This window comes from Rhizobium sp. AN73, from assembly GCF_030757975.1.
Taxonomy (GTDB): Bacteria; Pseudomonadota; Alphaproteobacteria; order Rhizobiales; family Rhizobiaceae; genus Agrobacterium; species Agrobacterium arsenijevicii.
Genome location: NZ_JARWME010000001.1, coordinates 933,934 through 958,667, shown reverse-complemented (window position 1 = coordinate 958,667; position 24,734 = coordinate 933,934). Strand labels below are relative to the sequence as shown.

The following is a 24,734-nucleotide window of genomic DNA, read 5'->3' as shown; positions in this document are numbered from 1 at the left end:
CCACCATGTCTTTCAGCGGTGTATTTCCCTATCTCGTTTCCCCTGTCGATAGCGCTGGCCAGGTGATGCAAGGTGTGCTGACGGATCTGGTGGATCACCTGATCGACGCGGGCGTGCATGGTCTGGCGCCGCTCGGAAGCACGGGTGAATTTGCCTATCTCTCCCAGGAGCAAAGACGCCGCGTCGTCGATACCGTGATTTCGGCCAATCGTGGCCGGGTTCCCGTCGTTGCCGGCGTGGCGTCCACGTCCACCGCCGATGCCGTCGCCCAGACGGAATATATGGTCGAGGCTGGCGCGGATGGTATTTTGGCAATCCTCGAAGCCTACTTCCCGGTCAGCGACGAGGGTGTAGAGGCGTATTTTACGGCAATCGCCAAGGCGGCCAAAGGCCGTCCGGTGGTGCTCTATACCAATCCGCAGTTCCAGCGTTCCGATCTCTCTCTGCCGGTAATTGAACGGCTGAGCCACGTCGATAATATCAGCTACATCAAGGATGCTTCGACCAATACCGGCCGCCTGCTTTCCATCATCGAACGAACCCGCGGACGAATGCAGGTATTTGCCGCCTCCGCGCATATTCCGGTTTGCGTGATGATGATCGGCGGGGTGGGCTGGATGGCGGGACCCGCCTGCATCGTACCCCGGCAGAGCATAGCGCTCTATGAAGCCGCAAGGGCAGGAAACTGGATGCTGGCGATGGAGATGCAGCGGCCGATGTGGAAGGTCAACGAGATATTCGCGAAATATTCGATTGCCGCCTGCATCAAGACGGCACTCGAGTTGCAGGGTTTCGCCGTTGGTGCGCCGGTCCATCCGCAGTTGCCGCTCGGGGACGCCGCGCGGGCCGAGATTGCCGACGTGCTGCGCGATGTCGGCGCGCTCTGAACTCTTCCGATCCCACACCACACATTGAAGGCATTTGAGAATGAAGCCGATTTCGATCATCGTCGATTGTGATCCCGGTATCGACGACACCATTGCGCTCCTCACCGCATTCGTGTCGCCGGAACTCAAGATCCTTGGCATCACGCCGGTCTGCGGCAACCAGCCGTTGGAGCGGACGGTGCGCAACGCCCTGCAGGTCTGCGAACTTGGTGGGCGAACCGATATCCCGGTCTATGCCGGCTGTTTCCGGCCGATGCTGCGCGAGCCGATCCACGGCCAGTTCCACGGCAAGACCGGGCTCGGAAACACCGTTCTGCCTGAGCCGGCCAAGAAGGTGGAAACCATGTCCGCCGTCGATTTCCTGATCGAAGCGCTGGGCGGAGCGGCTGAAAAGGGCGAGCGTATCACGCTCTGCTGTCTCGGCCCGATGACCAACGTTGCGGTCGCGCTGCGCATGAAGCCGCAGATCGCCGAAGGCATCGAGCGTATCGTGATGATGGGCGGCGCCTATCGGGAGCCCGGCAACCGCACGATGACCTCGGAATACAATGTTCTGGCCGATCCGCACGCCGTCCACGTGGTATTTTCAAGCGGTATCCCGATTGTCGCATTGGCGCTCGATGCCACCCATCAGGTCATGCTGAAGCCGGAACATGTCACTGAGTTTTCGCGCGTCAGCGGACGCATTTCGCAGACGCTAGCCGAGTTGATGGCTTTCTGGGACCGCAATGACGTTCCCCGCTACGGTTCGCGCGGCGGCCCGCTGCATGATCCGCTGGTCATGGCCTATATTCTTGCACCGCATCTGTTCGAAACCCAGAAGGCGCGTGTCTTCGTCGAATATGAAAGCGAACTCTGCATGGGACAGACGATTGCCGATTGGTACGGCAAGAGCGGTCTTAAACCCAACGCCGACATCGTCACCAAGGTTGATGCCGAAGGCGTGATCGCCTTCTTCCTCGAACGCCTGTCGCGTTACGCTGAAAAGGCCATCGCATGAGTATCCACAAGGTCATCATCGATGCGGACCCTGGCGTGGACGATGCTGCGGCTATCCTGATGGCGCTTGCCTCGCCGGAAATCGAGGTGCTCGGTCTGTCGATCGTTGCCGGCAACGTGCCGCTGCACGACACTGTCGCCAATGCCTGCAAGCTGGTGGGCCTGAGCGGCAAGCGCGGCGTGCCAGTCTATGCGGGCGCCAGCGGACCGCTGGTGCGCGAGCAGGTGCTTGGCAAATATGCCCGCATTGGTGCCTTCGATGACGGGTTGGTCAAGGCCGGCGGGATCGTGCCGGAGGAAGAAAATGCGGTGCAGTTCATCGTGCGAACCGCACGTGCTGCAGTAGATGCCGGCGAACAGATCACCATCTGCGCCATCGGGCCGATGACCAATATCGCGCTTGCACTCGTCCAGCATCCGGATGTCGCGCGTGGCATCGGCCGGATCGTTGCCATGGGCGGTGCTTTCACCGCACTTGGCCACCGCACGCCATGGGCGGAGTTCAATATCTATGCCGACCCGCATGCGGCCGAGATCGTCTTCCAGTCGGGTGTGCCGATCGTGCTGATGCCGCTCGACATGACATTCAAGGCGCTGTTCACCGCCGAACATTTTGCAAAATTCCGCGCCGGTGGCGAAGCGGGCAATGCGCTCTTCAACCTTTTCTCCACCTTCGACCGCAGCGACGTGAAACGTTTCGGTCGCCCGGGCGGGCCGATCCACGATGCGACCACCATCGCCTGGTTGATCCGCCCCGAACTGTTCACCAGTTGCGAAGCTTTTGTCGGCGTTCAGGTCACCGGCCTTACAATGGGTTATACCTATGCCGATTTCTACAAGAAGATGGACCGGGCGGCTAACGCCACCGTCGTCACCGATATCGACGAGACCGGTTTCATCGAATTGCTGATCGAGCGCATCTCCCGCCATGGCGGCGAAGCGCTCGACGGACAAACCCCGGGAGGCTCAAGCTCATGAGCGGATATATCCTAAGCCGGTCCATGCAGACCGTGCTCACCCTTCTCGTCATGTCGGTTCTGGTCTTTGCCGGCCTCTATCTCGTCGGCAATCCGGTCGACGTGCTGCTGAGCTCGACGGCGACGCCGGCTGAACGGCTGCAGGTCATCCAGTCTTTCGGTCTCGACAAGCCGGTATGGGAACAATATTGGCTGTTTCTGACCCGCGCACTCTCCGGCGATCTTGGCAATTCCTTCGTGTTCAACCAGCCGGCGCTGACGCTGATCCTGAACCGCATGCCCGCCACGCTGGAGCTTGCCTTCGTTGCGCTGTTCATGGCGCTTGTCATCGGCATTCCGCTCGGCGTTTATGCCGGCCTGAAGCCGAAGGGTCTCATCTCCAAGTCGATCATGACCTTCTCCATCCTCGGCTTCAGCCTGCCGACCTTCTGGATCGGTCTTGTGATGATAATGTTCTTCAGCGTCTATCTGGGCTGGCTGCCGGCATCAGGCCGAGGCGACACGGTATCCGCGCTCGGCATGCCGCTCAGCCTCTTCACGCTGGACGGTCTGTCGCATCTTCTCCTGCCGGCGTTCAATCTGGCGCTGTTCAAGATTTCGCTCGTCATCCGTTTGACCCGCGCTGGCGTCATGGAAACCATGCAGCTCGATTTTGTCCGTTTCGCCCGCGCCAAGGGTTTGCCGGAACGCCGCATCGTCACCGTCCACGTTCTCAAGAACACCCTGATCCCGCTGATCACGGTCATCGGGCTGGAACTCGGTTCGCTGATTGCCTTTGCCGTTGTGACCGAAACCATCTTTGCATGGCCAGGCATGGGCAAGTTGATCATTGACGCCATCGGCGTTCTCGATCGCCCGGTTATTCTCGCCTATCTGATGATCACCGTCGTTATGTTCAGCGTCATCAACCTTCTGGTCGACATCCTCTATTCGATCGTCGATCCCCGCGTCCGTCTTGAGGGGAACTCGTGATGACCGACAACAACAGCTCGACCATTTCGGTCCATGCCGCCGCAAACAGCGGCGCAAAATCCACCTCGCGTTCGCCTGCGCGCGAACTCATCTCTGCTTTGCTGAACGACAAGCTGGCGCTGTTCGGCATCGTGCTGGTAACGATCTTCATTCTCGCTGCCATCTTCGCACCGATCATTGCGCCGCAGAACCCGTATGATCTGGCGCAGCTGGATATTCTCGATGGTCGCCTGCCGCCCGGTTCGGAAAGCATGTCGGGCACGACCTACCTGATCGGCACTGACACCCAGGGCCGTGATCTGTTCAGCGCCATTCTCTACGGTTTGCGCACGAGTATTCTTGTCGGCCTTTCCAGTGCAGCGATCGCGCTTGTCATCGGTGCGTCGATCGGTCTGACCAGTGCTTATGTCGGTGGCCGGCTGGACTCGGTGCTGATGCGTATCGTCGATATTCAGCTCAGCTTCCCGGCCATCCTGATTGCCCTCATTTTCCTCGCCATTCTCGGTCAGGGCGTCGACAAGATCATTCTGGCGCTGGTGGTAACGCAATGGGCCTATTATGCCCGTACGATCCGCGGTTCTGCACTGGTGGAACGCAAGCGTGCATATGTTGACGCCGCTCGTTCGATGGCGCTGCCGGACCGCAGCATCCTGTTCCGGCATATTCTACCGAACTGCCTGCCACCGCTGATCGTCGTCGCTACCATGCGCGTCGCCTATGCTATCATGCTGGAAGCAACGCTTTCGTTCCTGGGCATCGGCTTGCCGGTCACCGAACCGTCGCTCGGCCTGTTGATTTCGAACGGCTTCGAATACCTGCTTTCCGGCGACTACTGGATCAGCTTCTTCCCGGGCATCGCCCTACTGTTGCTCATCGTCGCGATCAATCTGATCGGCGATTCCCTGCGCGACATCCTCAATCCGCGTCGTGAGGGCTAAGATCATGTCCAAACCTATTCTCTCGATTTCCAACCTCAACACAGCATTCCGTGTTGGCGGTGAGTGGCGCAACGTCGTGCATGATGTCAGCTTCGATATTGCGCCAAAAGAAACAGTTGCGGTCGTTGGTGAATCCGGCTCGGGCAAGAGTGTTACCGCCATGTCGATCATGCGGCTCTTGTCGCCCGCCAACTCGCGCGTTACCGGAAAGATCGAATTCGAAGGCAGGGATCTTCTGTCGATCCCGCTCGACGACATGCAGAAGATCCGTGGCAACCGTATTGGCATGATCTTCCAGGAGCCGATGACGTCGCTCAATCCGGTGCTGAAGATCGGCGCACAGATCACCGAGGTGCTGCGTCAGCATCGCGGCATGTCGGAAGCGCAGGCACAGGCGGAAGCCGTGCGGCTTCTCGAAAAGGTCCGCATTCCCTCGGCCAAGTCGCGTCTCAACGAATACCCGATGAGCTTTTCGGGCGGCATGCGCCAGCGCGTCGTCATCGCCATTGCGCTTGCCTGTGATCCCAAGCTTCTGATCGCCGACGAACCGACGACGGCGCTCGATGTGACGATCCAGGCGCAGATCCTCGAGCTGATCAAGACGCTGCAGGAAGAGGAGGGCATGTCGGTCCTCTTCATCACCCACGACATGGGGGTGGTCGCCGAAATCTCCGACCGCACGGTGGTGATGTTCCGTGGCGAGCAGGTCGAAACCGGCACGACGCACGATCTTTTTGCGGGCGCCAGCCACCCCTATACGCGGGCACTTCTGTCGGCCGTGCCGCAGCTCGGGTCGATGACGGGCAAAGACCGGCCATTGCGCTTCCCGCTGGTGGACATGGCGACGGGGGAAATCCAGCCGGTCAAGCCAACCGAGGATACGGTCAAGCACGATCAGCCACCGATCCTCAAGGTCGACAACCTCATCACACGCTTTTCGATCAAGAAAGGCTTCCTGCGCAAGACTGTTGGCCGCATCCACGCGGTCGAAGGCGTGTCACTGGAACTGCGTCAGGGAGAAACCCTGTCGTTGGTCGGCGAATCCGGTTGCGGTAAATCCACCACCGGTCGATCGATCATCCGTCTTACCGATGCGGTATCCGGTAACGTGCAGATCGACGGCAAGAACGTGCTCACGGCTGGCAAGAGCGATCTTGCCGATATCCGCCGCGAAGCACAAATGATCTTCCAGGACCCGTTCGAAAGCCTCAATCCGCGCATCCGCGTCGGCCAGGCGATTGCCGAGCCGATCATCACCCATGGCCTGGCGCCGGCCTCGCAAGCGCGTCAGCGGGTCGGCGAGCTTCTGGAACGTGTCGGTCTTTCCGCTTCGATGGCGGATCGTTTCCCACATGAGTTTTCCGGCGGCCAGCGTCAACGCGTCTGTATCGCCCGTGCACTGGCGCTCGAACCGAAGCTGCTGATCGCCGACGAGTCCGTCTCAGCACTCGATGTGTCGGTCAAGGCGCAGGTCATCAATCTGATGCTCGACCTGCAGGAAAAATACGGCCTCGGCTACCTCTTCATCAGCCACGACATGGCGGTTGTCGAGCGCATCAGCCACCGGGTCGCGGTCATGTATCTCGGCGAGATCGTCGAGATCGGCCCGCGCCAGGCGGTGTTCGAAAACCCGCAACATGAATACACGAAGCGGCTGATGGCGGCGGTTCCGATTGCTGATCCGTCGCGCCGACAGACGCGTCGCATCTCCAATGACGAGATCAAGAGCCCCTTCCGCCCTGCAGATTACGTGCCTCCTAAGCGGATCTACGAAGAAGCCACCGAAGGCCACTTTGTTCAGATTGCGTAAGGAAAACAGGCCATGATCATCACCTTCGGCTCAATCAATGTCGACTTCGTTTATGAGGTCGAAGACATGCCGCAGCCGGGTCAGACCCCGTTGACCAAAAGTTTCCGGACGGAAGCCGGTGGCAAAGGCGCCAACCAGGCGCTGGCGGCTGCCCGCGATGGTGCCGAAGTGGTGATGGTGGGGGCCGTAGGGCGAGATGGTCTGGCGGAGATTGGCTTGCAGAACCTGAAGAGCGCAACGGATATTACCCGGGTGGCTTCGATCGACGGACCGACCGGTAATGCCTCGATCCATATCGATGCCCAGGGCCGGAACATGATTGTGGTGGCGGCGGGGGCCAATCTGGTGGCCTCCTCGGGCACTGTGGAGGAGGATCTGTTGCTGCGCGCCAATATCGTGCTCATGCAAATGGAAAACGACGTACTGGAAGTGGAAAAACTCATCCGCCGCACGCTCGTCTCGAAGGCGACCTCGATCCTTAACCTTGCGCCGGCTTTTCCCCTGTCGGAAGAGGTTCTGTCGTTATGCGATCTGATCGTCGTCAATGAGGACGAAGCAGAGGCTCTGGCAGGTTGGCTGGGCTGCGCCCCTTCGGCAGAAGCATTGTCTGCACGGCTCGACACCGGTGTTCTGCGGACACTTGGTGGTGAGGGTGCTGAAGCCTGCGCGTTTGGCGAGCATGTCCGTATCGCGGCCATGTCGGTTGACGTACAGGACACAACGGCAGCTGGCGATTGTTTCGTCGGGGTGCTTGCCTCAGGATTGGACTGCGGCTTGCCACTCAAAGCGGCCATGCAGCGGGCGTCGGTCGCCGCGGCGCTGACATGCTCACGAAAAGGTAGTCAGAGCAGTATCCCCGAGCGGCGGGCTACGGATTCCGTCGAAACAGGTGCAACTAGCCCAGCTGCATGACGTTGCCAGCACTTTTCCAACGTGGTTCGGATCGGTCTTCTCGATTGTATTAATCTATCCGCCGAACTGGCATGGCCGATGCTTCGATACTGTTCAAGAACGAACATGGCTCTTGACCCATAAGCAGCCTCCTCGGAGCTCTCATTGCTTAGAAAAACTAACGAAAGTCTCTGACTTTCTAAATTGAGCTAAGTTTCGAGGAAGCGTACGTTATGGTCAAGCTGCTCGGGAGGCAGCTGGAGTGGCAGATCGCACTGCTATCCCGCAGAGGAGGAAGGTCCATTCGATCCGAGCAAGTGACGGGGCGTGATGCCTCGGCACAGGGTCTAGATATGTGCCGAAACCAGCGGGGCTCCTCACATTTGTCCCTAGCTGAGGATGTAATCACGATGAATCTTTCTTCCCTTCTGTCGCTTCGCGCTGCCAACGGCCGCCCGGTCAGAGTGGCCTTGATCGGCGCCGGCAAATTCGGCTCCATGGTTCTTGCCCAGGCTCAGAGGATCAGCGGTCTCCACATGGTCGCAGTCGTTGACCTAGATGTCGGCAAAGCGCGTGAATCCATGCAGCGTGTCGGCTGGCCGAAAGAACGCTATGAGGCGAAAAGCTGCGGTGACGCAATCAAAACCGGCCAGACATATGTGACCGGCGACGTCAAAGAAGTATTCGGTTGCGACGAGATCGAATGCGTGATCGAGGCGACCGGCCATCCGATTGCCGGCACGCGCCATGCGTTAGGTGCAATCGAGGCCAAGAAGCATGTCGTCATGGTCAACGTCGAAGCGGATGTCATGGTTGGCCCAATCCTTGCGGAAAAAGCGCGTGCCGCTGGTGTCATCTATTCAATGGCTTACGGCGACCAGCCGGCACTTATATGCGAACTTGTCGATTGGGCGCGTGCAACCGGATTTGAGATCACCTCTGCCGGCAAGGGCATGAATTTCGAACCGCGTTACCGCTATTCCACGCCGGATACGGTCTGGGGACTGTTCGGCTGGACGGAGGAACAGGTAGCGGCTGACAATCTCAATCCGAAACTCTACAATTCCTTCACCGACGGAACCAAGGCGGCCATCGAAATGGCGGCCGTTGCTAATGGCACCGGGCTCGATTGCCCGGACGATGGTTTGGCCTTCCCGCCTGCAGGTCTTCACGATCTCGCCCGCGTCTTCCGTCCGGTGTCCGATGGCGGACGCATGGCGCGGTCCGGCCTGGTTGATATTGCCGCCAGTCAGGAGCCCGATGGTCGCGAGGTGTTTAATAACATCCGCTACGGCGTCTTCGTCACATTCAAGGCACATAACGAATATGCCCGTGCCTGCTTCAAGCAGTATGGCCTGCTGACTGACCCGTCTGGCTGGTACGCTTCCATGTGGCGGCCATTCCACATCATCGGCCTTGAAACATCGGTCAGCGTATTGTCCGCCGTGCTCAGGAACGAACCGACGGGTTGCTCGTCGGAGTTTCGTGGAGATGCGGTGGCAACAGCAAAGAAGGATATGCAGCCAGGCGAAATGCTGGACGGCGAGGGTGGCTACGCGGTGTGGGCTAACGCCATCCCGGCGAACCGAAGTCTGGACCTCAAGGCGCTGCCGATCGGCCTTGCCCATAATGTCAAGCTCAAGCGGCCGATCAAAAAGGACCAGATCGTCTCCTTTGATGATGTAGAGATCGTCAAGGATCTGGATGTCGTCGGCCTGCGTCGGGAGATGGAAGATCGCTTCCGTCCGGCCAAGATGGCAGCAGAGTGATCGGGGAGGGCAGCAAATGGACACGAAAGCCTTCGTCGTGATCGCCGAATTTCAGGTCAAGCCCGGCAAGCTCGAGGCTTTCCTGGCTGCCGCCATGGACGACGCTTTGCATTCGATCGCAGATGAGGATGGCTGCCGGCAGTTCGACATCGCATGCTCGCAGAGCGAGCCCGATACGGTTGTTTTCTACGAAGTCTATGATAGCCGTGCAGCGTTCGATGGCCATCTGAAAACGCCGCACCTGCGGCGTTTTCAAGACGCTTTCCCGTCACTTGTCATCGAGGAAAGGCCGATCCGCTTCCTGCAGCGGCGGTACCCTTGATGCGGAGGGAAGGCTGATGGTCGACACTATCCGCAACATCGCCGTCATCGGCACGGGCATCATGGGCGGTCCCATGGCCGGGCGGCTGGCGGAAGCCGGATTTCCGGTGCGTGCCTGGAACAGGACCTTGGACAAAGCTGCCGCATTGCGGGAAAGCGGGGTAGTCGTCGCCGATCATGCCATCGACGCCGTCAGCAACGCAGATGCAGTCATCTGTATGCTGAGTTCCGGTCCGGTTTGCGAGGCGTTGCTCACGGGGCCGGCAGGCGTCATCGCCGCTATGCGGCCAGGCTCCACGCTTGTCGTGATGAGTTCCATCCCGGTGGAAACCGCAATAGCGATCGCAGATGCCGCGTCTGAACACGATGTCGGATGCCTTGACGCTCCAGTCTCCGGCGGTGAGAAGGGTGCCCGGGAAGGGACACTGGCGATCATGGCGGGTGGTGACGCGACGCTCGTGGACGCGATGCGACCCGTTCTTGCCTATCTCGGGCGTGTCACGCACGTCGGTCCGGTTGGAAGTGGATCGCTGACCAAGCTCGCAAATCAGTTGATCGTCGCTTCGACGATCTGTTCGGTGGCCGAAGCACTGACGCTTGCCAAGAGCGGCGGGGCAGATCCGGCGCGGGTGCGCGAGGCCCTGCTCGGGGGTTTCGCGGATTCGACGGTGTTCCGCCAACATGGGCTTCGAATGGTAGAGGGAAATTTCGAGCCCGGTGGTCCGGCGAAATATCAGGTGAAGGATACATCCACGGCTCTGGGTTTTGCCCGAAACCGCGGTTTGAGATTGCCGGTCAGCGAGGAGGTTGACCGACTATTCCAGGCTATGGTCGATAATGGCGATGGCGATCTGGACCACAGCGGGATTATCCGCGAACTGCAGCGAATGAACGCAAGCTGAGCATGCCATCGGCATTCTCGAATCGACGAACAATGGGAGGAGAAACCAATGAACTATCTGAGCATCCGTAGCCTTATCGCCGCCGCCGCCATTTTCACGGCCGGTGTGGTGCAGGCCGAGACCTTGACACTGTCGACACCCGATCCGGATACGTCCGAAATTACCCTTGCGGCAAAGAAATTCGCCGAACTCGTTTCTGCAAAGACCAACGGGGAGCTCACGGTCAAGGTCTTCCCTAACGGCACACTCTATGGTGGAGATCCGTCCGCCGGGGTCAAGCAGCTGGCGGGTGGTTCGCTGGATATGCTGCTCAATTCCACATCGCTTTACGCGACCTTCAATCCCAAGTTCACGGCCATCGCCATCCCCTATCAGTTCCGGGATATCGACCAGCTGCGGGCTTACCTCGACAGCGATCTCGGCAAGGAACTTCAGTCCGACCTTAGCAAGATCGGTATCCAGGGGCTGGACCTCTGGTCCCGCCCTTTGCGTCAGATCACAAATTCCAAGATCGCCATCACCTCGCCGGCAGATATGAAGGGTATGAAGCTGCGTGTTCCCAATAATCCGCTCTGGGTGGAATTCTTCGGCGCGATGGGGGCGGCCCCGACGCCTATGGCATTTGCCGAGGTCTACAATGCCTTGCAGTTGAAAGTTGTCGACGGCCAGGAAAACCCGATCAATGTTCCGGTCAGCGCAAAACTCTACGAAGTGCAGAAGTATGCGACGATCAGCAACCATATCGCTGATGCCTGGGTGCTTGGCATGAACCCGGCCCGCTATAGTGGCCTGAGTGACACTTTTAAAGCTGCGTTGAACGATGCAGCAAAGGAAACCGAGGCCTGGAAGGCCGGAAATGATGCCGCTGATATCGAAAAATCGCTGGCGACACTCAAGAGCAACGGCATGGAGGTCAACGAACTGACCCAAGAGCAGCGCAAGGCCTTTGTCGATGTCGCTGCCAGCCTTTCCGACAAGTTTTCGGCGCTGATCAAGGACAAATCTTTCTTCGAGCGTACCCGCAGCTTCATCGCGACGAACTGATGTTTCCTCGGCACTTTGCCTGAAGGCAAAGTGCCGGCATCGGATTTTTATCTCTGTTTGAAAAGGGTAACGTGATGCGCGCCTCCCTGGGTTCGTCGCTTGGAACATTCGTCAGGATCATTGCAGATGTCGCCGCAGGGGCAGCTTGCTTTGGGATACTGGTCGTCGTCTTGCTGCAGGTTATCGGACGACTGACCGGTCATCCGCTACCCTGGACAGAGGAGGCGACCCGCTTCCTCTTTATCTGGATGGTGTTTCTGGGCTTGGCCGCCGGCTTTCGAACGGTCGAAAGCGCCCGCGTCGTAGTTTTTCTCGTCATGGGCCGGCGCCTGTTCCAGCATCTGGCGGTACCGATCTATGTGGCTTCTTCGGTCTTCTTTTTCGGTTTGATGGGCTGGACGGGTCTGACATTGGTTCGCCAGCAGATCATGATGACCGAGACAGCTGCAACCCTCCCCATTCCAATGTGGCTGATCGGCATGGTGATGCCCGTTTCCGCCGTCATCGCGGTCCTTGCTATCGTCGAATCGCTGCGTAGCCGTCGGGATCTGATCGCGCTTCCCGAACTCGGTTTGCCGGAGGGCGAAATCGCCCATGCCGACATTTCCATCACTGCGAGGCATTAGTTATGTCGGTATTTCTTCTCGTTGCTTTTTTCGGATTGAGCATGCTTGGCATCCCTCTTGCCGTCGCCCTGGCGTTGGCGAGCGTTGTCACACTCTGGCTCTTCACGTCAATGCCGATGGACCTCATGGCCCAGACCATGTTTTCGTCCATGAACTCATTCCTGCTGGTCGCGGTGCCGCTGTTCATTCTCGTTGGAACTGTCATGGAACGAGGGCGGGTAGCGGAGAGGATCTTCGATTTCGCGGAGGCGATCGTCGGCTGGCTCCCTGGCGGACTTGGCCATGTGAATGTCATCTCGTCCGTCATCTTTTCCGGTGTATCGGGTTCGTCGGTGGCCGATATCGCGTCCGTTGGTGCAATCGAGATCAAGGCGATGGAACGGCACGGGTTTCCGAAAGGTTACGCCGTCGGCATGACGCTTTGCACGTCGACCCTGTCTTCCATCATTCCGCCGTCGATCCTTGTTGTCATCGCTGGCTCGATCGCCAACGTGTCGATCGGAACGCTTTTGGTCGCAGGCCTGGTACCCGGCCTGTTCATCGCCTTCGCTTTCCTCGTTTTCAATCATTTCTATTCCGTCTATTACGGCTATAACCCGCCATCACCGTTCAGCATGCGCATGGTCGTTGTTACAGGCCTGCGTGCCGTCTTGCCGATGTTGACGCCTTTGATCCTGATCGTGGGGATCGCCAGCGGGCTGTTCACGCCAACGGAAGCGGCCGCCATCGCTGTGGTGTATGTCGCGATCCTCGGTATTCTCGTTTATCGAACGCTTCCGGTCAGCGAACTGCCGGAAATCCTTATCTCGACGGCGCGTATCTCGGGTACGATCCTCTTCATCGCGGCCACGTCGCAAATCGCCGCCTGGGTGTTTACCTATGATGGATTACCGGAAAAGGTTGCCGAAGCTTTCCAGGCAATGCATCTCGGCCCGATGACGGGAATGCTTGTGATCTTTGTCTTCCTGCTGATCATCGGCATCTTCATGGAGGCTATCCCCGCCATGTTCATCCTGATCCCGGTGCTGATGCCACCGGTGCAGGCGATTGGCATCGATCCCATTCACTTTCTTATTGTCACCGTCATGACGCTTACCCTTGGCCTTGTGACGCCGCCCGTCGGGGTCTGCCTGTTTGCGGCCGCCCAGGTTGCCAACATGAAGGTCGAAGATGTCATACGGGGATCGCTAGCGCCGATGACAGTGCTGACACTTGCCATCTTCGCGCTGGTTCTCTTCCCCATCCTGACGCTTGGGCCCATCCGGTTGTTGGGAATGTATTAGGCTGAACGTCAGTCCAGCAGGCAGCCTGAAGGATGGGCTGCCTGCCACTCGGCACGTTCAAGTCGCAGCCAGTCCAGGAATACACGAACCTTTTTTTGTCGTAGGTGATCACGCGGGCAGACAATCCACTGAGTAACCAACTCGACGCGAGGCGGCGCAATCACAGGGCAGACAAGCCGACCGTTTTTCAGCTCATCGCCCATCATGAGATTGCTTTCCAGTGCGATGCCCATACCCCTGACGGCAGCGTCGATCGCCATATGGCTGCGGTCGAAAAGTACCCGCTGCCATCGCTGCTGTGTCGAGATACCCGCCAGCGGAAACCAACTGTTCCATTGGGCCTGCGATTTTGCGGAATGGATCAGCCGATGATGAAGCAGATCCGCCGCAGCCATGCTTCCGGTCGCGGCATAGTCGGGTGAACAAACAGGGTAGAACCGTTCGTCGGCCACGGCTTCGACGAAGAGGCCGGGCCACCGACCATCACCATGCCTTATCTCGATGTCGACCAGTTCCTGGCTGAAGTCCGTTGGCTCGTTGGTGCCATCAAGCCTGAGTTCGAGATCGGGATGTTGGTTGAGGAGATTTCCCAGCCGAGGCAGGAGCCACTTGTTGGAGAAGGTAGGAGTCGCGCGAACAGTCAGAGTCGTGACCGAGCGAAATCCACGGATTGTGCCTGTCGCCTCCTCGATACCCTCAATTCTGTCGGCAATCATCGAAAAATAGCGTTCACCAGCTTCGGTCAAAGCAACTCCGCGCCCGGCCTTGGTCAGAAGCGTGACACCAAGCTGCACTTCCAGCACTTGGATCTGTTGGCTGACGGCCGATGGTGTTACGCCCAGCTCCGCCGCGGCGCGGGCTATACTTCCCGCACGTGCTGCGGAATGAAACACCAGAATTGCCTTGATCGGGATTTGCATTTCTATCCTGTCTGCTCTCTGCAGAATTTAAGTCAATGCCCGAGATCGTAAGCTGTACGGATGATCATCAGGCGAAAACGCATTGCTGGGTTGCAGTCGCAGAGCCTACTATGCAGGGACTTGTTGGTCTATTTGTATGCTGGCAACTTCAGATCGCAAGGCATATCAATGAACATCCATTCAAATCTTAACCGCTGGGTCGGAGCGCAGAAAGTTTGGCAGGCGTTCGTCTCTGGCCGGACGCGGGAAGCGAAGCGGATGCTTATGCAGGTCGCCCGGACCTCGGGCGAAGGCTGACGCCTCATAGTCGAGGTGTTTGCTTCTGTCGCTCCTAATTAAACGGAGGTTGACCTTGATGCCTACAGGTCTTCAAAGGGGATGCTGGAAGACGGTAATTCGCCTGACGATTGGGCCGCGCTCCATAAGGTGGCGTTGGAGCAGGTTGCGGTTGATCGGCTGGAAAAAGCCTCGCCCCCAAATTCGTGACCGTCCATTGCGTTCTTGCCGTCTGTGTAGGCAAATTGCTGGACTGGTTGGAAGGAATGCTCCAGCAAGCATTCCTTCCGCAATAGATGGCTTGACGCTGGCCGTGCCATAGGTGGCGATCTCCGCCAGAAGTCCGGGGATGTGTCGGTCCTCAGTCAAACCTCTTCCACCCAGCCGTGCTTCCTCAAGCCGTCGAGAGCAAGCGCCACACTGCACTTCGCTTAAGCCAGATCGACAGGCTGTGCAGTAGCGACGCCCGCAAATTACAGGACCGAGACATTCTCCGCCTTGGACTTCCCGGTCTTTCTATCCTGTCCAACTTCGAAGCTAACCTTGTCACCTTCACGAAGTGAATCGCCGCGTTGCAGGGCAGAGACATGGACAAAGACGTCCTGTCCGCCATTTTCAGGCGTAATGAAGCCGAAGCCTTTATCATCGTTGAAGAATTTAACCGTTCCGGTTGCCATGGAATTCCGTTCCTACGTCTTGTGCTAAGATTACGAAGCGGAAACTACAATGAGAACTGGATCGCATCAACCTAACCTTTTGAGAAGGTACGTCGGCTCAGCGATCATCGACTACTATAGCGGCATGAGTTATCTTCAGAGTGTTGAAGCTCTCAAAAAATCAGGGGCGGCAGGAAGATCCGGTGCTACCCGGATTCGTTTCTTACCGTGCGCCGTGGTCGCCGGTACACACTGGCGCAAGTATCCGGCGCTTCTGCGATTCAGTCCAGGACAGTGTGGTGACGACTTACTCTACGATCTACGCGCGGTCGCTACTGGTAGAAGAAGGTCTCACGCGCGAAGAGCGAGATGGCTTGCTCTCGGCAAAATCAAAGAAAGTGAACCCTGGTTCCCGCGACTTCGATGAGGATCGGTCCGATTATGAAGATAATGGAGATCGAGGATTATGGCGCCAACCGCACGATGATCGTGGCCTCGGAAGACGACAATTTCCGCTCGACGACCAGAGCTTGTGCTGAATCAAGGCCATTGATGGTGACGCTGCCGCCCATAATCGGCTCTCTCACGACCGGCTCGAAGATGACTTCTCCATCAACCAGCAACTGGGTCTTTTGCCCGAGAGCTGCACGTGTGAAATCCTCGAAGGTCTTGGCGCTTTCCGGTGTCAGCGCAATTTCCACCGCAGGTCCGACAGCGGGATCGACCGAGGTTTTCACCTTTGCGACCTTGAGCGAAATCGGTGCAATGTCCCCGCCGCTGTCGGCAGAGGTTTTGCCACCATCATTCTGTTTGGGAGAGGAAGCGGTATTGGCATCGGTCTTCGGGCGGTACTGGTCCAGATCGATCGAAGTTTGCGTATTGTTTTCGGGTAACGGCTCAACGCGTTGACCAGACAGGGTCTCGGCAGTCCAGGCATGCGGCGCAGGCAGGACCGGTGGCTGATCCTCTCGCCAGATATGCACAGCCACGGTGACCTTCATGCCGTCAACACTTGCGACCGTGTTTTCCAGCACTTCGATTGTTGAGCCGTCGCGTGTTGAATTCACATAGGTCACAGTCCGCGACTTGCCGGCGTTTCTGGCCTGCGCTAGTTGCGCATCGGTCAGTTGCTTCGCCCGGTCTGCGAAGCTTGCGATCATGCCATCGATCGAAGATTGCTGGGATTGCAGCAGGGCAACCGGATCGTAGGTTACCTTCGCGCTGAATGTGGCTGTTTGCCGGGCCTTGTCGGCGGCTTCGAGTTTCCAGAGGGTGCTTGTCGGAACAAGCAGCCCCTTCAGTTCTTCGCTTCCCGCAACCGTCCATTCCTGCCCGATATCTGTCGTGAAAGCTTCGGAGGATTGCCCAAGCGCAAGGATCATGCTTTCCGGCGCAAGCACGTCGATAACGACAAGAGGATTACCTTTAACGGTCTGGAGCATGCGAGAGGCCGTGTTATCTGACGCGGACGTGGACAGAAGCATTTCCATATTGGCAATGATCTGATCGGCGCCGATAAGCTCCGTCGGAGCACCGCTCAGATCTGCGTCGAATTCCAGCTCCTTAACACCATAAGCGGCGAGCGAATTGCGAAACATGGCGTTCATCGCATAGGAATCCGCAGCGCCTGTCGCGTCCGGAGGAGTGTCCGCGGAAAGCCTCCATTTCATCCGCATCCCCTCGTCGTTTCGCGACAGGACCGTTGCCGATTGACGGAAATCGCCACGCATGACAACGGGCGATGCTTCCGGCCGGTCGAACCAAAGCGACATGTCGGTCTCGGTCGTCTTTTGGACGCGATAATGACGCTCAGCCCCGATGGCAGGTTCATAAGGTGGAACGGTCACGCTCTCCGCCGCCTGGGCCGGGCTGACTGCCATCGTTGCCTGGAATATCAGCCCGGCAGCGAGAAAGAGGGAGGGACCAGACCGATGTTACGGCGCGTTGCGTTCGTGCAAATTTGCATGTCCCTCCGATGACGGCTTTCCAACACCTGACACGTTGATTTCATACTGTCTATTCCGAGTTCAACGCCACCCGCCTCCAATAAACAGTGATTTTTAATCATTGAATTCTGTCTTGCGCTGCGATTCCGCGATCATTGCACCCAGGCGGTGTTGCAGCATGGGCGGCTCAAATTCCATCCGCACGCAGCCGAGGGCGTAGCACATTGCGGGAGTGAACGGCATCCAGGCTCTCAAAAGATCGAGCAGCTCATCGGACATCATGTTCTCCAAGGGATCGACACCCAATTGGCCGAGAGCCCGTTCGTGATCGGGCATCTTTGCTCGTGTGATAATGGCGAGGGTACGTTTTAACGCTAAATCTCTTGGCTCGTGATGCAGGTTCGTTGACCACCACCATGCATCAACGTCGGCAAGATATGCGGCAATATAGGTTTCCGCAGTCATCGCCGGCTCGCCTAAAACAGCCATATCCGGAACCCATGAGGGATCCGATGCAATTTCGGATGGTGAAAATATGCCGAGAGGTGGCGTGTCGGCGCGGTGCGTCTTCAGACCCGGTTTGCGATGGCGTGTCATGGCGAGCGGTCCGCTAGTTGAGGCGTTGACTTGTCCTGGCATCGAACAGGTGGATCGATGCCAGATCTGGTTGAACCTGGATGGTCGCGCCCGGCTGCGCTTGTACGCGCTCGCGGAAAACACCGATGACCTGGTGATGGCCGATCATCATCGTGACCTGCGTTTCCGACCCCATCGGCTCCACCAATAAAACGGTCGCGGGAAGGCCATGTGTGACCAGTTCGAAATGTTCCGGGCGGATGCCGTATATCGCTTCGCCTGTGACGGGACCGGGCGGGAGGGGCAAAGCGACGCCGTCAGCCTCGAAGCCATCAGCGGTAAGTCGTCCCTTGATGAAATTCATCGCTGGCGAACCGATGAAGCCGGCGACGAAGGGATTGGCGGGCCGGTCATAAAGCTCGAGCGGTGCTCCGCATTGTTCGACCCGTCCGGCATTCATCACCACGATCTTGTCGGCCATGGTCATGGCTTCCACCTGGTCATGCGTGACATAAACGGTCGTGACCCCCAGACGCTGGTGCAACCCCTTGATTTCACCGCGCATCACCACGCGCAATTTGGCATCGAGATTGCTGAGCGGTTCGTCGAACAGAAAAACCTGAGGATTGCGGACGATTGCGCGGCCCATGGCGACACGCTGCCGTTGCCCGCCGGAAAGCTGGCGGGGGAACCGTTCGAGCAATGGCGTCAGCCCCAATATCTCCGCTGCCCAGCTCACCCGCTCGGCGATCTCGGCCTTGCTGCCGCCGCGATGCTCGAGCGAGAATGCCATGTTTCTGGCCACGCTCATGTGCGGATAAAGCGCGTAGTTCTGGAAGACCATGGCGATGTCGCGGTCTTTCGGTTCGATCTCGTTGACGACACGGCTGCTGATCGAAATATCGCCACTGGTAACGGTCTCAAGGCCTGCGATCATCCGCAGCAGGGTGGATTTGCCGCAGCCCGAAGGGCCGACGAGGACAACGAATTCGCCATCGGCAATATCGATATCGACACCATGGATGGTGGCGAGTGCGCCATAGCTTTTCTTGACGGATTTAAGGGTAACGGGTGCCATGGGTCAGCCTTTCGATTAGCCCTTAAGCCCGGTATGGGCGAGGCCTTCGACGAATTGTTTCTGCGCAACGATGAAGACGACGAGTACGGGGATGGCGGTCATCGTTGCGGCGGCAAGCTGGATGTTCCACATCGGTCCGCCATAGGCGTCGGTAAATTGTGTCAACGCCTGGGGCAGCGTGAACTTGTCGGGGCTGGAAAGAAAGACGATGGGTTCGAGATAAAGGTTCCAGCTGCCGAGAAATGTGAAGATCGCAACGGCGGCAAGCGCCGGACGGGCAAGCGGCAGGGCGATGGTCCAGAATATCTTGAACCGGCCGAGGCCATCGACCCGGGCGGCTTCCTCCAGTTCCACGGGCAGGGAGATGAAGAACTGGCGCATGATGAAGGTGGCGAAGACCGCCGGCGCGCCGAAGATCGGTACCAGGATCAGCGGCCAGTGCGTGTTGATCATGCCCCATCTGAGAAACATCCGGAACAGCGGAACCAGCGTCACTTCGGACGGGATCAGCAATCCCACCAGCACCACCATGAAGATGGCGTTGGCGAAGGGGAACCTGATGCGCGCAAAGGCATATCCGGCCATCGATGCCACAGCCATGGTGCCGATGGTGACGATTGCGGCGATATAGGCGGAGTTCCAGTATTGCAGCGCGAAGGGCTGTATTCTGAAGACCTCGGAATAGGACGAGAAATCGAAGGCCCGCGGCCAGATGTCCGGCGGAAAGGCAAATATCTGGCTGACAGGTTTGACCGACGACGTGACCATCCACCAGGTCGGAAAGACAAAGGGGACAAGCAGCACGCAGAGTATGAAATAGATCAGCGTCTGCGCGCGTGGGCTGAGTTCAGTTTTCATAGAATACGAACTTTCTGCGCAGGTGCCATTGGATGAAGGTGAGAGCGCCGACAATGACCAGCAGGATGATGGAGAGTGTCGAGCCATAACCGAAGAGGTAGAACTGGAAGGCCTGCTGATAGAGGTAATAAACGAGAACCGTCGTGGAAAAACCCGGCCCGCCCTGCGTAAGGATCATGATCTGCGCAAAGACCTGCAACGCGCCGACGATGGTGACGATGGAGGCCAGCAGGATCGTCGGGCTGATCATCGGCAGGGTGAGGCGATAGAACTGCTTGAAGCGCGGCACGCCATCGACGCGCGCGGCTTCGAACAGTTCCCGCGGCACGCCCTGTAGCGCGGCGAGAAACAGGATCATGTTGAGACCGAGATTTTTGAGTGCCTGCACGACGACGACCGAGATCATCGCCGTTGTGGGGTGGCGCAACCAGTTGGGACCTTCGACGCCGATCATTTGCAGGAGGCCGTTGATCCCGCCATTGTTCTGCAGCAAAAAGCCCCAGACGATTGTCCAGGCGACCAGCGACACCACGACAGGGGAAAAGAACAGCGTGCGGAACACGGTCATGAAGGCCAGTTTCTGGTTCAAGAGCAACGCAAGCCCCAGCGCCAGGCTCATATTGAGCAGGGCAAGTCCGGCCGAGAACACGGCGGTCACGGCCAGCACTTCGCCTATGGCCGGATCGCTGAGCAGTTTCTGGTAATTGGCGACGCCGGTGAACCGGAAAGATCCCGCCAGCACGTTCCACTCATGCAGCGAATACCAGAAGACCAACACCAGCGGAACGAGCACGAAGACAACGATACCGATGAGTTGCGGCGCTATGAACAGATATCCGGTGGCGGCGTCGCGGCGCGCCATGGTCCAGAAGCTGCGCCTAGCCTGTGTTTGCGCTGTTTGGAGGGCAAGCGTCATGGCTTTTCTTCCTTTTGCCTTTCGCATCCATGGAAAATCGGATGACTACAAAGCGTTAATTGGCCGCCAGCAACGGGTTGAGACGGCTGCAAAGCGCTTGCAGGACAGCCGCGACATCGGCATCGGGACGCCAGAGACCGTCGAGGCCAGCGCGAACGGTCTGTTGCAGCCGGGCAAAATTGCGAACCTGCTGCGTCGACTGGCCGGTGGCGACGCCGCGAATGACCACGGCCTCTATCTGTTTGCGCGACAGCGATGGGTTGGCGGCCGCGAGCACATCGGCAGTGAGCAGGCTCTGCCGTGCCGGCGGGAAAAACCGCGCGAGCTTGGCCACATTCGGCTTGGAGGAGAAAAACGCGAGGAATTCCGCCGCCAGCTTCGGGTTTTTGCCGCTGGCCATGACGCCAATGCCTGCCCGACCTGTAAAGGCATAGTCACCTGCAGGTCCTGTAGGCAAAGGCACGAGATCCCAGTCGAAGGCCTTGTCGCCTTTCGGCAGCAGCGCTGCGCGGCTGATCTGGGTGGTCGTCATCGCCGCATCCCCGGCAAAGAAATCGGCTGAAACACCAGGGCCCGGTATGGCTTTCTTCACGAAGATCGCATCGTGGATGAAGCGCATGGCATCAACCATCTCCGGGCTGGCAAAAGCGCAGGACTTGGTGTCTTTCGACCAGGGATAGGCATTCCAGCCGGTATAGACTTCGGCAAGGTTCTCCCAGGCCTTGTATTCAAAATCACGAATGATCAATCCCTGTTTGCCTGTGGCCGCGACTTTCGCGGCCGTCGCAATGGCATTGTCCCAGTTCCAGTCGCCGGCAGCGATCATCTCGGCGGGTGTCTTTGCGCCTGCCGCCCGGATCAAGTCGTTGTTGACGAAGACGCCGAAGGGCGATGTCGAGAAGGGATAGAGATATTGTATTCCTTCATACGACCAGGCGGTGAGTGTTGCCGGGGGGAAGTCGCCCATGTCGTAACCTTCAGTACTGGCAAAGGTTTCGGTGAGGGGATAAAGCGCCCCGGCCGCCATGAAGTCAGGCGCGGTCGTGTCGAACAGCCAGGCCAGATCGGGGGGATTGCCGCCGGCGATCTGGGTGGTCAAGGTGGTAGCATAGCCTTCGTAGGCAAGCGAATCGTAGGTGATCTTGACGCCGGGATGGCTGGCCTCGAACTCTTCCGCAATCTCGTTGAACAGGGCCAGATGGGCTTCGTTGGCGCTCCAGATCGCCATCCGCAATTCCTGCGACAACGCCGGCGAAACCAGCCCGGATGTGATCAGAAAACCGGTCAGTGCAATTTTGACTATGGTCCTGCGCATGAATAATCCTCCCAGATTATACGTGTTAGCTAGTAGCCGCGAATATCAGGCCAATGGCGCTCCACCCCTTGGCGTTCGATATGGGTGTGGAATTCCGCCAGCCGCTTTTCGTCAGCATGCACGCCATGCGGGGTCTCGCCCCTGTCGAGGCAATAGGCGGCCAGCATGCCAGCTACTTCGCCGATGTTCCATTCGACCGGATGCAGCCTGTAGCAACCATTGGTGATATGCGTGGTGCCAATGTTCTTGGCCGCGGCCAGCAGATTTGTTTTATGGCGGGGAATAAGAGCACCCAACGGAATCTCGAATGGGCAGGCGCCGACATCGATATAATTATCGCCGCCTGTCGAGGGGTGCAGGTCGATGCGGTACATGCCGACACCGATGCTATCAGGGTAATGCACCGCGCCGCGATCGCCGCGCACTGCAAGCGACAAATCCTGTTCGAGCACCGTGGTCAGGGCACGAATGCGACGGCTTTCACGTATATAGGGCGCCATTGCCAGGCCATGCTCCGTGCCGGTAATGTCACCGCGCAGGCGCAGGCCCGGAAAGCCCTGGCCACCATCCGGGCGAGGTGCCTCGGTCTGCATCCAGTAGAACATGGAATAGGACAGGCTTGCCGCGTCGGCCAGCCGCTCAGCATATTGTTCGGGGGTAACGTCGATGATCGGCGCCTCGAAATAATCGATCATCGGCCAGTTCACGAGGCAGATATCGCTGGCATAGGCGCCGGGCCGAAATGTATGGCGGGCGGCAATGCGGCGGAATATCCACAGGCTCATATCGCCAGCGCTGTGGCGCTGGTCGGCAACATCGCGTGTTGCGTTGTCGACCGGGTTGGGATCGAAAAATCGGCGGCTGCGCTCCAGTGTACGTGGATTGGGTGAGTCCCAGCTCAATAGCGGGCCGCCCCAGAATTCGGGGGCAACCTGACGCCAGTGGTCGTACCGGGCGGGTTTGTCGATGACATGATTGCCGTCAACCTGATCGACGGCGAAGCAGATCGAGACGGCCTGCTGATTGTGCGGTTGCGCCTCCGCCGGTGCGCTCGGCTCGCCGGTTTCGGATTGGGCTTCGAAACCCGTGACATAGTCGGTTGCGGTCAGTGGCAGCAGATCGCCCAATTCGGTGGCGTCGATAATGTAGCGGGCCGAGCAGGAAATGAGATTGCCCGTATTGCAATGGCGCAGCGTCACGGCGCGCACAGTGTCGCCGTCGACCTCTGCGGCGATCGGCTCATAGGGCTTGAGGAGGGTCAGCTTGCCACCGGCCGCGTAAGGGGCAAGCATTGCCTCCATCACCGCCAGCGAAACGCGCGGCTCGTGGCACAGGCGAGATACATTGCCGTCACCGGGGTTGAGCGTCAGATCCGCCCGGGCGGCGTCTGTCAGCGGATAGTGGTCGCGGTAATATTGCCGCACGCCCGTGCGCAGGGCGCGATAGCTGGCCGTGATCCCGAACTGCTCGACCCAGCTGTGCTCGTCGGGCGGCACGGCCTGGCTGGTCAGCTGACCGCCAATCCAGTCGAACGCTTCTGTCAGAATAACGCTGCGACCGTTGCGTAGGGCCCCAAGCGCCGCGGCCACGCCGCCAAGTCCGCCGCCAACCACAAGAATATCTGCATTGTATTCTCTCACGTCAGGCTCTCTTTCCTTGAGTTGGGGAAGCAAGCGTTTCGCCCGCCACGATGTCGCAGCCCAGCAATACCTGTCGTACGGGGCCGGGGGGCTGGTAAGGGTTTCCACCAGCATGGAGGTCGCCTGCCTGCCCATCTCTTCGCGGGGGATGGCATAGGAGGTGAAGACGCGTTGCAAGCGGAGCGTATGCGTGCGCGTGCCGCTGCCCAGCACCACGATGGAAACATCGCCGGGGACGCTCACCCCCTGGGCACGGGCATGATTGTCGAAGACCACCGCTTCGGCCACCTCGGCAAAAAAAACGACACTTGCTCCGCTGGCGCGAACGGCGGCCAGTTGCTCGGCCGGATCGCCATTTTCACTTTCGTGGGAATAGACCAGTTCCGCTGCGCCCTCGATTGCGGCCAGAAAACCACGCCAGCGGTCGCTGATGGATTCCGCCGGACCCGTCGCGCCGATAAAGGCGAAGCGGTGATGGCCGGCGACAAGTGCCTCTCGGACAAGAGCATGGGTGGCTGTGACGTAATCCGCGCCAACATAACGCACCGGCCCGCCGGCATCGTCACGGCGGCCGACTGCGACATAGGGATAGTCACCGGCAACCAGTCGGGCCAATTCATCGCGATCGAACTGACTGCCCAGAATCAGGCATCCGTCAGCAAGTCGAAGCCGCCCCGTTTCCCCGAAGATCTGCTTGCGGCCGTTATCGTCGCGCGTCGCCGCCGTCATCAGCAGCAGGTCGTAGCCCAGCTTCTCCGCCTCCTCCTCAATTCCCATCAAAAACGGCGTGTAGAAATCCGCCTGCGCAATCGGGAAAGCCGGCTGATAGGTGAATACACCCAGAATCCGGTTGGCGCCTTTGACCATGCTGCGCGCGACGGGATCCGCCACATAACCGGTGTCGCGAATGGCCTTCAGCACGCGCTCTCGCGTTTCAGGCGGGATACGGCCTTCAGCGGATTTCGCCTCGTTGAGCACGAGCGAAACCGTTGCCTGGCTGACCCCCGCAAAGATCGCAATGTCACGTTGCGTCAAGCGCCTAACCATCGAAACCTCATTTTTTGTCTGCTAATTCGTATTAGCTGCTTATGCGTATAAACAAGGTTTGCGAGAGGATGTCAAGAGTGAGACGCT

Annotated in this window: 22 protein-coding genes and 1 pseudogene; 13 read left to right on the top strand and 10 right to left on the bottom strand. The window is 58.7% G+C overall.

The genetic code is table 11. From position 1 onward, the window contains the following. Nucleotides 1–5: 5 nt before the first annotated feature. From RBH10_RS04205 to RBH10_RS04145, 13 genes are all read left to right on the top strand, one after another. Nucleotides 6–887, top strand: a complete 882-nt coding sequence (locus tag RBH10_RS04205; RefSeq protein ID WP_281038902.1) for a dihydrodipicolinate synthase family protein — start codon at nucleotides 6–8, stop codon at nucleotides 885–887. Between the two features lie 40 nt (nucleotides 888–927). Continuing rightward, nucleotides 928–1,887, top strand: coding sequence for a nucleoside hydrolase (locus RBH10_RS04200; RefSeq protein ID WP_045015515.1), 960 nt, complete (start codon nucleotides 928–930; stop codon nucleotides 1,885–1,887). Further along, nucleotides 1,884–2,864 carry a nucleoside hydrolase gene (locus RBH10_RS04195; protein ID WP_281038903.1) on the top strand — a complete coding sequence of 327 codons (981 nt, stop codon included), beginning with the start codon at nucleotides 1,884–1,886 and terminating at the stop codon, nucleotides 2,862–2,864. The genes RBH10_RS04200 and RBH10_RS04195 overlap by 4 nt, the downstream gene beginning before the upstream one ends. Continuing rightward, the gene (locus RBH10_RS04190; protein WP_281038904.1) at nucleotides 2,861–3,835 is read left to right on the top strand and encodes an ABC transporter permease; all 975 of its coding nucleotides are present in this window, start codon (nucleotides 2,861–2,863) and stop codon (nucleotides 3,833–3,835) included. Before RBH10_RS04195 ends, RBH10_RS04190 begins: the two co-directional genes overlap by 4 nt. Then, nucleotides 3,835–4,773 (top strand): ABC transporter permease, encoded by a 939-nt coding sequence (locus tag RBH10_RS04185; protein ID WP_045015518.1) that lies wholly within the window; start codon nucleotides 3,835–3,837, stop codon nucleotides 4,771–4,773. Before RBH10_RS04190 ends, RBH10_RS04185 begins: the two co-directional genes overlap by 1 nt. A 4-nt stretch (nucleotides 4,774–4,777) precedes the next feature. After that, complete coding sequence (locus RBH10_RS04180) at nucleotides 4,778–6,583, top strand: ABC transporter ATP-binding protein (RefSeq protein ID WP_281038905.1); 1,806 nt, start codon at nucleotides 4,778–4,780, stop codon at nucleotides 6,581–6,583. A 12-nt stretch (nucleotides 6,584–6,595) separates the two neighbouring features. After that, the gene (locus tag RBH10_RS04175; RefSeq protein WP_281038906.1) at nucleotides 6,596–7,495 is read left to right on the top strand and encodes a ribokinase; all 900 of its coding nucleotides are present in this window, start codon (nucleotides 6,596–6,598) and stop codon (nucleotides 7,493–7,495) included. A gap of 389 nt (nucleotides 7,496–7,884) precedes the next feature. Beyond that, on the top strand, nucleotides 7,885–9,243 hold the full coding sequence (locus tag RBH10_RS04170; protein ID WP_281038907.1) for an NAD(P)H-dependent oxidoreductase: 1,359 nt from the start codon (nucleotides 7,885–7,887) through the stop codon (nucleotides 9,241–9,243). A 16-nt stretch (nucleotides 9,244–9,259) separates the two neighbouring features. Continuing rightward, entirely contained in the window at nucleotides 9,260–9,565 is a 306-nt protein-coding gene (locus RBH10_RS04165) for a putative quinol monooxygenase (RefSeq protein ID WP_281038908.1), read from the top strand. A gap of 16 nt (nucleotides 9,566–9,581) precedes the next feature. Further along, complete coding sequence (locus RBH10_RS04160; RefSeq protein WP_281038909.1) at nucleotides 9,582–10,466, top strand: NAD(P)-dependent oxidoreductase; 885 nt, start codon at nucleotides 9,582–9,584, stop codon at nucleotides 10,464–10,466. Nucleotides 10,467–10,514: 48 nt separating this feature from the next. Next, entirely contained in the window at nucleotides 10,515–11,510 is a 996-nt protein-coding gene (locus RBH10_RS04155) for a DctP family TRAP transporter solute-binding subunit (RefSeq protein ID WP_281038910.1), read from the top strand. Nucleotides 11,511–11,584: 74 nt separating this feature from the next. Then, nucleotides 11,585–12,136: a TRAP transporter small permease gene (locus tag RBH10_RS04150; protein ID WP_281038911.1), complete on the top strand. Its 552-nt coding sequence runs from the start codon at nucleotides 11,585–11,587 to the stop codon at nucleotides 12,134–12,136. Between the two features lie 2 nt (nucleotides 12,137–12,138). Beyond that, nucleotides 12,139–13,419 (top strand): TRAP transporter large permease, encoded by a 1,281-nt coding sequence (locus RBH10_RS04145; protein ID WP_281038912.1) that lies wholly within the window; start codon nucleotides 12,139–12,141, stop codon nucleotides 13,417–13,419. Nucleotides 13,420–13,427: 8 nt separating this feature from the next. Here RBH10_RS04145 and RBH10_RS04140 read toward each other — a convergent pair whose 3' ends face one another. From RBH10_RS04140 to RBH10_RS04095, 10 genes and pseudogenes are all read right to left on the bottom strand, one after another. Next, nucleotides 13,428–14,339, bottom strand: a complete 912-nt coding sequence (locus RBH10_RS04140; protein ID WP_281038913.1) for a LysR substrate-binding domain-containing protein — start codon at nucleotides 14,337–14,339, stop codon at nucleotides 13,428–13,430. 749 nt (nucleotides 14,340–15,088) lie between these two features. Then, a complete protein-coding gene (locus RBH10_RS04135) occupies nucleotides 15,089–15,292 on the bottom strand; it encodes a cold-shock protein (RefSeq protein ID WP_045015529.1) in 204 nt (67 codons plus the stop codon). Between the two features lie 443 nt (nucleotides 15,293–15,735). Beyond that, nucleotides 15,736–17,151, bottom strand: a complete 1,416-nt coding sequence (locus RBH10_RS04130; protein ID WP_306180427.1) for a hypothetical protein — start codon at nucleotides 17,149–17,151, stop codon at nucleotides 15,736–15,738. Nucleotides 17,152–17,331: 180 nt separating this feature from the next. Further along, nucleotides 17,332–17,814: a hypothetical protein gene (locus RBH10_RS04125; protein WP_281038915.1), complete on the bottom strand. Its 483-nt coding sequence runs from the start codon at nucleotides 17,812–17,814 to the stop codon at nucleotides 17,332–17,334. A gap of 13 nt (nucleotides 17,815–17,827) precedes the next feature. After that, entirely contained in the window at nucleotides 17,828–18,871 is a 1,044-nt protein-coding gene (locus tag RBH10_RS04120) for an ABC transporter ATP-binding protein (protein WP_281038916.1), read from the bottom strand. A gap of 15 nt (nucleotides 18,872–18,886) precedes the next feature. Next, nucleotides 18,887–19,729 carry a carbohydrate ABC transporter permease gene (locus RBH10_RS04115; protein ID WP_045015533.1) on the bottom strand — a complete coding sequence of 281 codons (843 nt, stop codon included), beginning with the start codon at nucleotides 19,727–19,729 and terminating at the stop codon, nucleotides 18,887–18,889. Further along, nucleotides 19,719–20,645, bottom strand: coding sequence for a carbohydrate ABC transporter permease (locus RBH10_RS04110; protein ID WP_045015534.1), 927 nt, complete (start codon nucleotides 20,643–20,645; stop codon nucleotides 19,719–19,721). The genes RBH10_RS04115 and RBH10_RS04110 overlap by 11 nt, the downstream gene beginning before the upstream one ends. A 55-nt stretch (nucleotides 20,646–20,700) precedes the next feature. Next, nucleotides 20,701–21,960 carry a sugar ABC transporter substrate-binding protein gene (locus RBH10_RS04105; RefSeq protein WP_281038917.1) on the bottom strand — a complete coding sequence of 420 codons (1,260 nt, stop codon included), beginning with the start codon at nucleotides 21,958–21,960 and terminating at the stop codon, nucleotides 20,701–20,703. Nucleotides 21,961–21,989: 29 nt separating this feature from the next. Next, complete coding sequence (locus tag RBH10_RS04100) at nucleotides 21,990–23,600, bottom strand: FAD-dependent oxidoreductase (RefSeq protein WP_281038918.1); 1,611 nt, start codon at nucleotides 23,598–23,600, stop codon at nucleotides 21,990–21,992. A 135-nt stretch (nucleotides 23,601–23,735) separates the two neighbouring features. After that, a pseudogene (locus RBH10_RS04095) lies at nucleotides 23,736–24,647 on the bottom strand (LacI family DNA-binding transcriptional regulator); the annotation flags it as partial. Nucleotides 24,648–24,734 lie beyond the last annotated feature (87 nt).

What these genes read in the sequence shown, in the direction of transcription:
- RBH10_RS04205 (WP_281038902.1), top strand. Translation starts at nt 6, where the DNA reads ATGTCTTTCAGCGGTGTATTTCCCTATCTCGTTTCCCCTGTCGATAGC.
- RBH10_RS04200 (WP_045015515.1), top strand. Translation starts at nt 928, where the DNA reads ATGAAGCCGATTTCGATCATCGTCGATTGTGATCCCGGTATCGACGAC.
- RBH10_RS04195 (WP_281038903.1), top strand. Translation starts at nt 1,884, where the DNA reads ATGAGTATCCACAAGGTCATCATCGATGCGGACCCTGGCGTGGACGAT.
- RBH10_RS04190 (WP_281038904.1), top strand. Translation starts at nt 2,861, where the DNA reads ATGAGCGGATATATCCTAAGCCGGTCCATGCAGACCGTGCTCACCCTT.
- RBH10_RS04185 (WP_045015518.1), top strand. Translation starts at nt 3,835, where the DNA reads ATGACCGACAACAACAGCTCGACCATTTCGGTCCATGCCGCCGCAAAC.
- RBH10_RS04180 (WP_281038905.1), top strand. Translation starts at nt 4,778, where the DNA reads ATGTCCAAACCTATTCTCTCGATTTCCAACCTCAACACAGCATTCCGT.
- RBH10_RS04175 (WP_281038906.1), top strand. Translation starts at nt 6,596, where the DNA reads ATGATCATCACCTTCGGCTCAATCAATGTCGACTTCGTTTATGAGGTC.
- RBH10_RS04170 (WP_281038907.1), top strand. Translation starts at nt 7,885, where the DNA reads ATGAATCTTTCTTCCCTTCTGTCGCTTCGCGCTGCCAACGGCCGCCCG.
- RBH10_RS04165 (WP_281038908.1), top strand. Translation starts at nt 9,260, where the DNA reads ATGGACACGAAAGCCTTCGTCGTGATCGCCGAATTTCAGGTCAAGCCC.
- RBH10_RS04160 (WP_281038909.1), top strand. Translation starts at nt 9,582, where the DNA reads ATGGTCGACACTATCCGCAACATCGCCGTCATCGGCACGGGCATCATG.
- RBH10_RS04155 (WP_281038910.1), top strand. Translation starts at nt 10,515, where the DNA reads ATGAACTATCTGAGCATCCGTAGCCTTATCGCCGCCGCCGCCATTTTC.
- RBH10_RS04150 (WP_281038911.1), top strand. Translation starts at nt 11,585, where the DNA reads ATGCGCGCCTCCCTGGGTTCGTCGCTTGGAACATTCGTCAGGATCATT.
- RBH10_RS04145 (WP_281038912.1), top strand. Translation starts at nt 12,139, where the DNA reads ATGTCGGTATTTCTTCTCGTTGCTTTTTTCGGATTGAGCATGCTTGGC.
- RBH10_RS04140 (WP_281038913.1), bottom strand. Translation starts at nt 14,339, where the DNA reads ATGCAAATCCCGATCAAGGCAATTCTGGTGTTTCATTCCGCAGCACGT.
- RBH10_RS04135 (WP_045015529.1), bottom strand. Translation starts at nt 15,292, where the DNA reads ATGGCAACCGGAACGGTTAAATTCTTCAACGATGATAAAGGCTTCGGC.
- RBH10_RS04130 (WP_306180427.1), bottom strand. Translation starts at nt 17,151, where the DNA reads ATGGCAGTCAGCCCGGCCCAGGCGGCGGAGAGCGTGACCGTTCCACCT.
- RBH10_RS04125 (WP_281038915.1), bottom strand. Translation starts at nt 17,814, where the DNA reads ATGACACGCCATCGCAAACCGGGTCTGAAGACGCACCGCGCCGACACG.
- RBH10_RS04120 (WP_281038916.1), bottom strand. Translation starts at nt 18,871, where the DNA reads ATGGCACCCGTTACCCTTAAATCCGTCAAGAAAAGCTATGGCGCACTC.
- RBH10_RS04115 (WP_045015533.1), bottom strand. Translation starts at nt 19,729, where the DNA reads ATGAAAACTGAACTCAGCCCACGCGCGCAGACGCTGATCTATTTCATA.
- RBH10_RS04110 (WP_045015534.1), bottom strand. Translation starts at nt 20,645, where the DNA reads ATGACGCTTGCCCTCCAAACAGCGCAAACACAGGCTAGGCGCAGCTTC.
- RBH10_RS04105 (WP_281038917.1), bottom strand. Translation starts at nt 21,960, where the DNA reads ATGCGCAGGACCATAGTCAAAATTGCACTGACCGGTTTTCTGATCACA.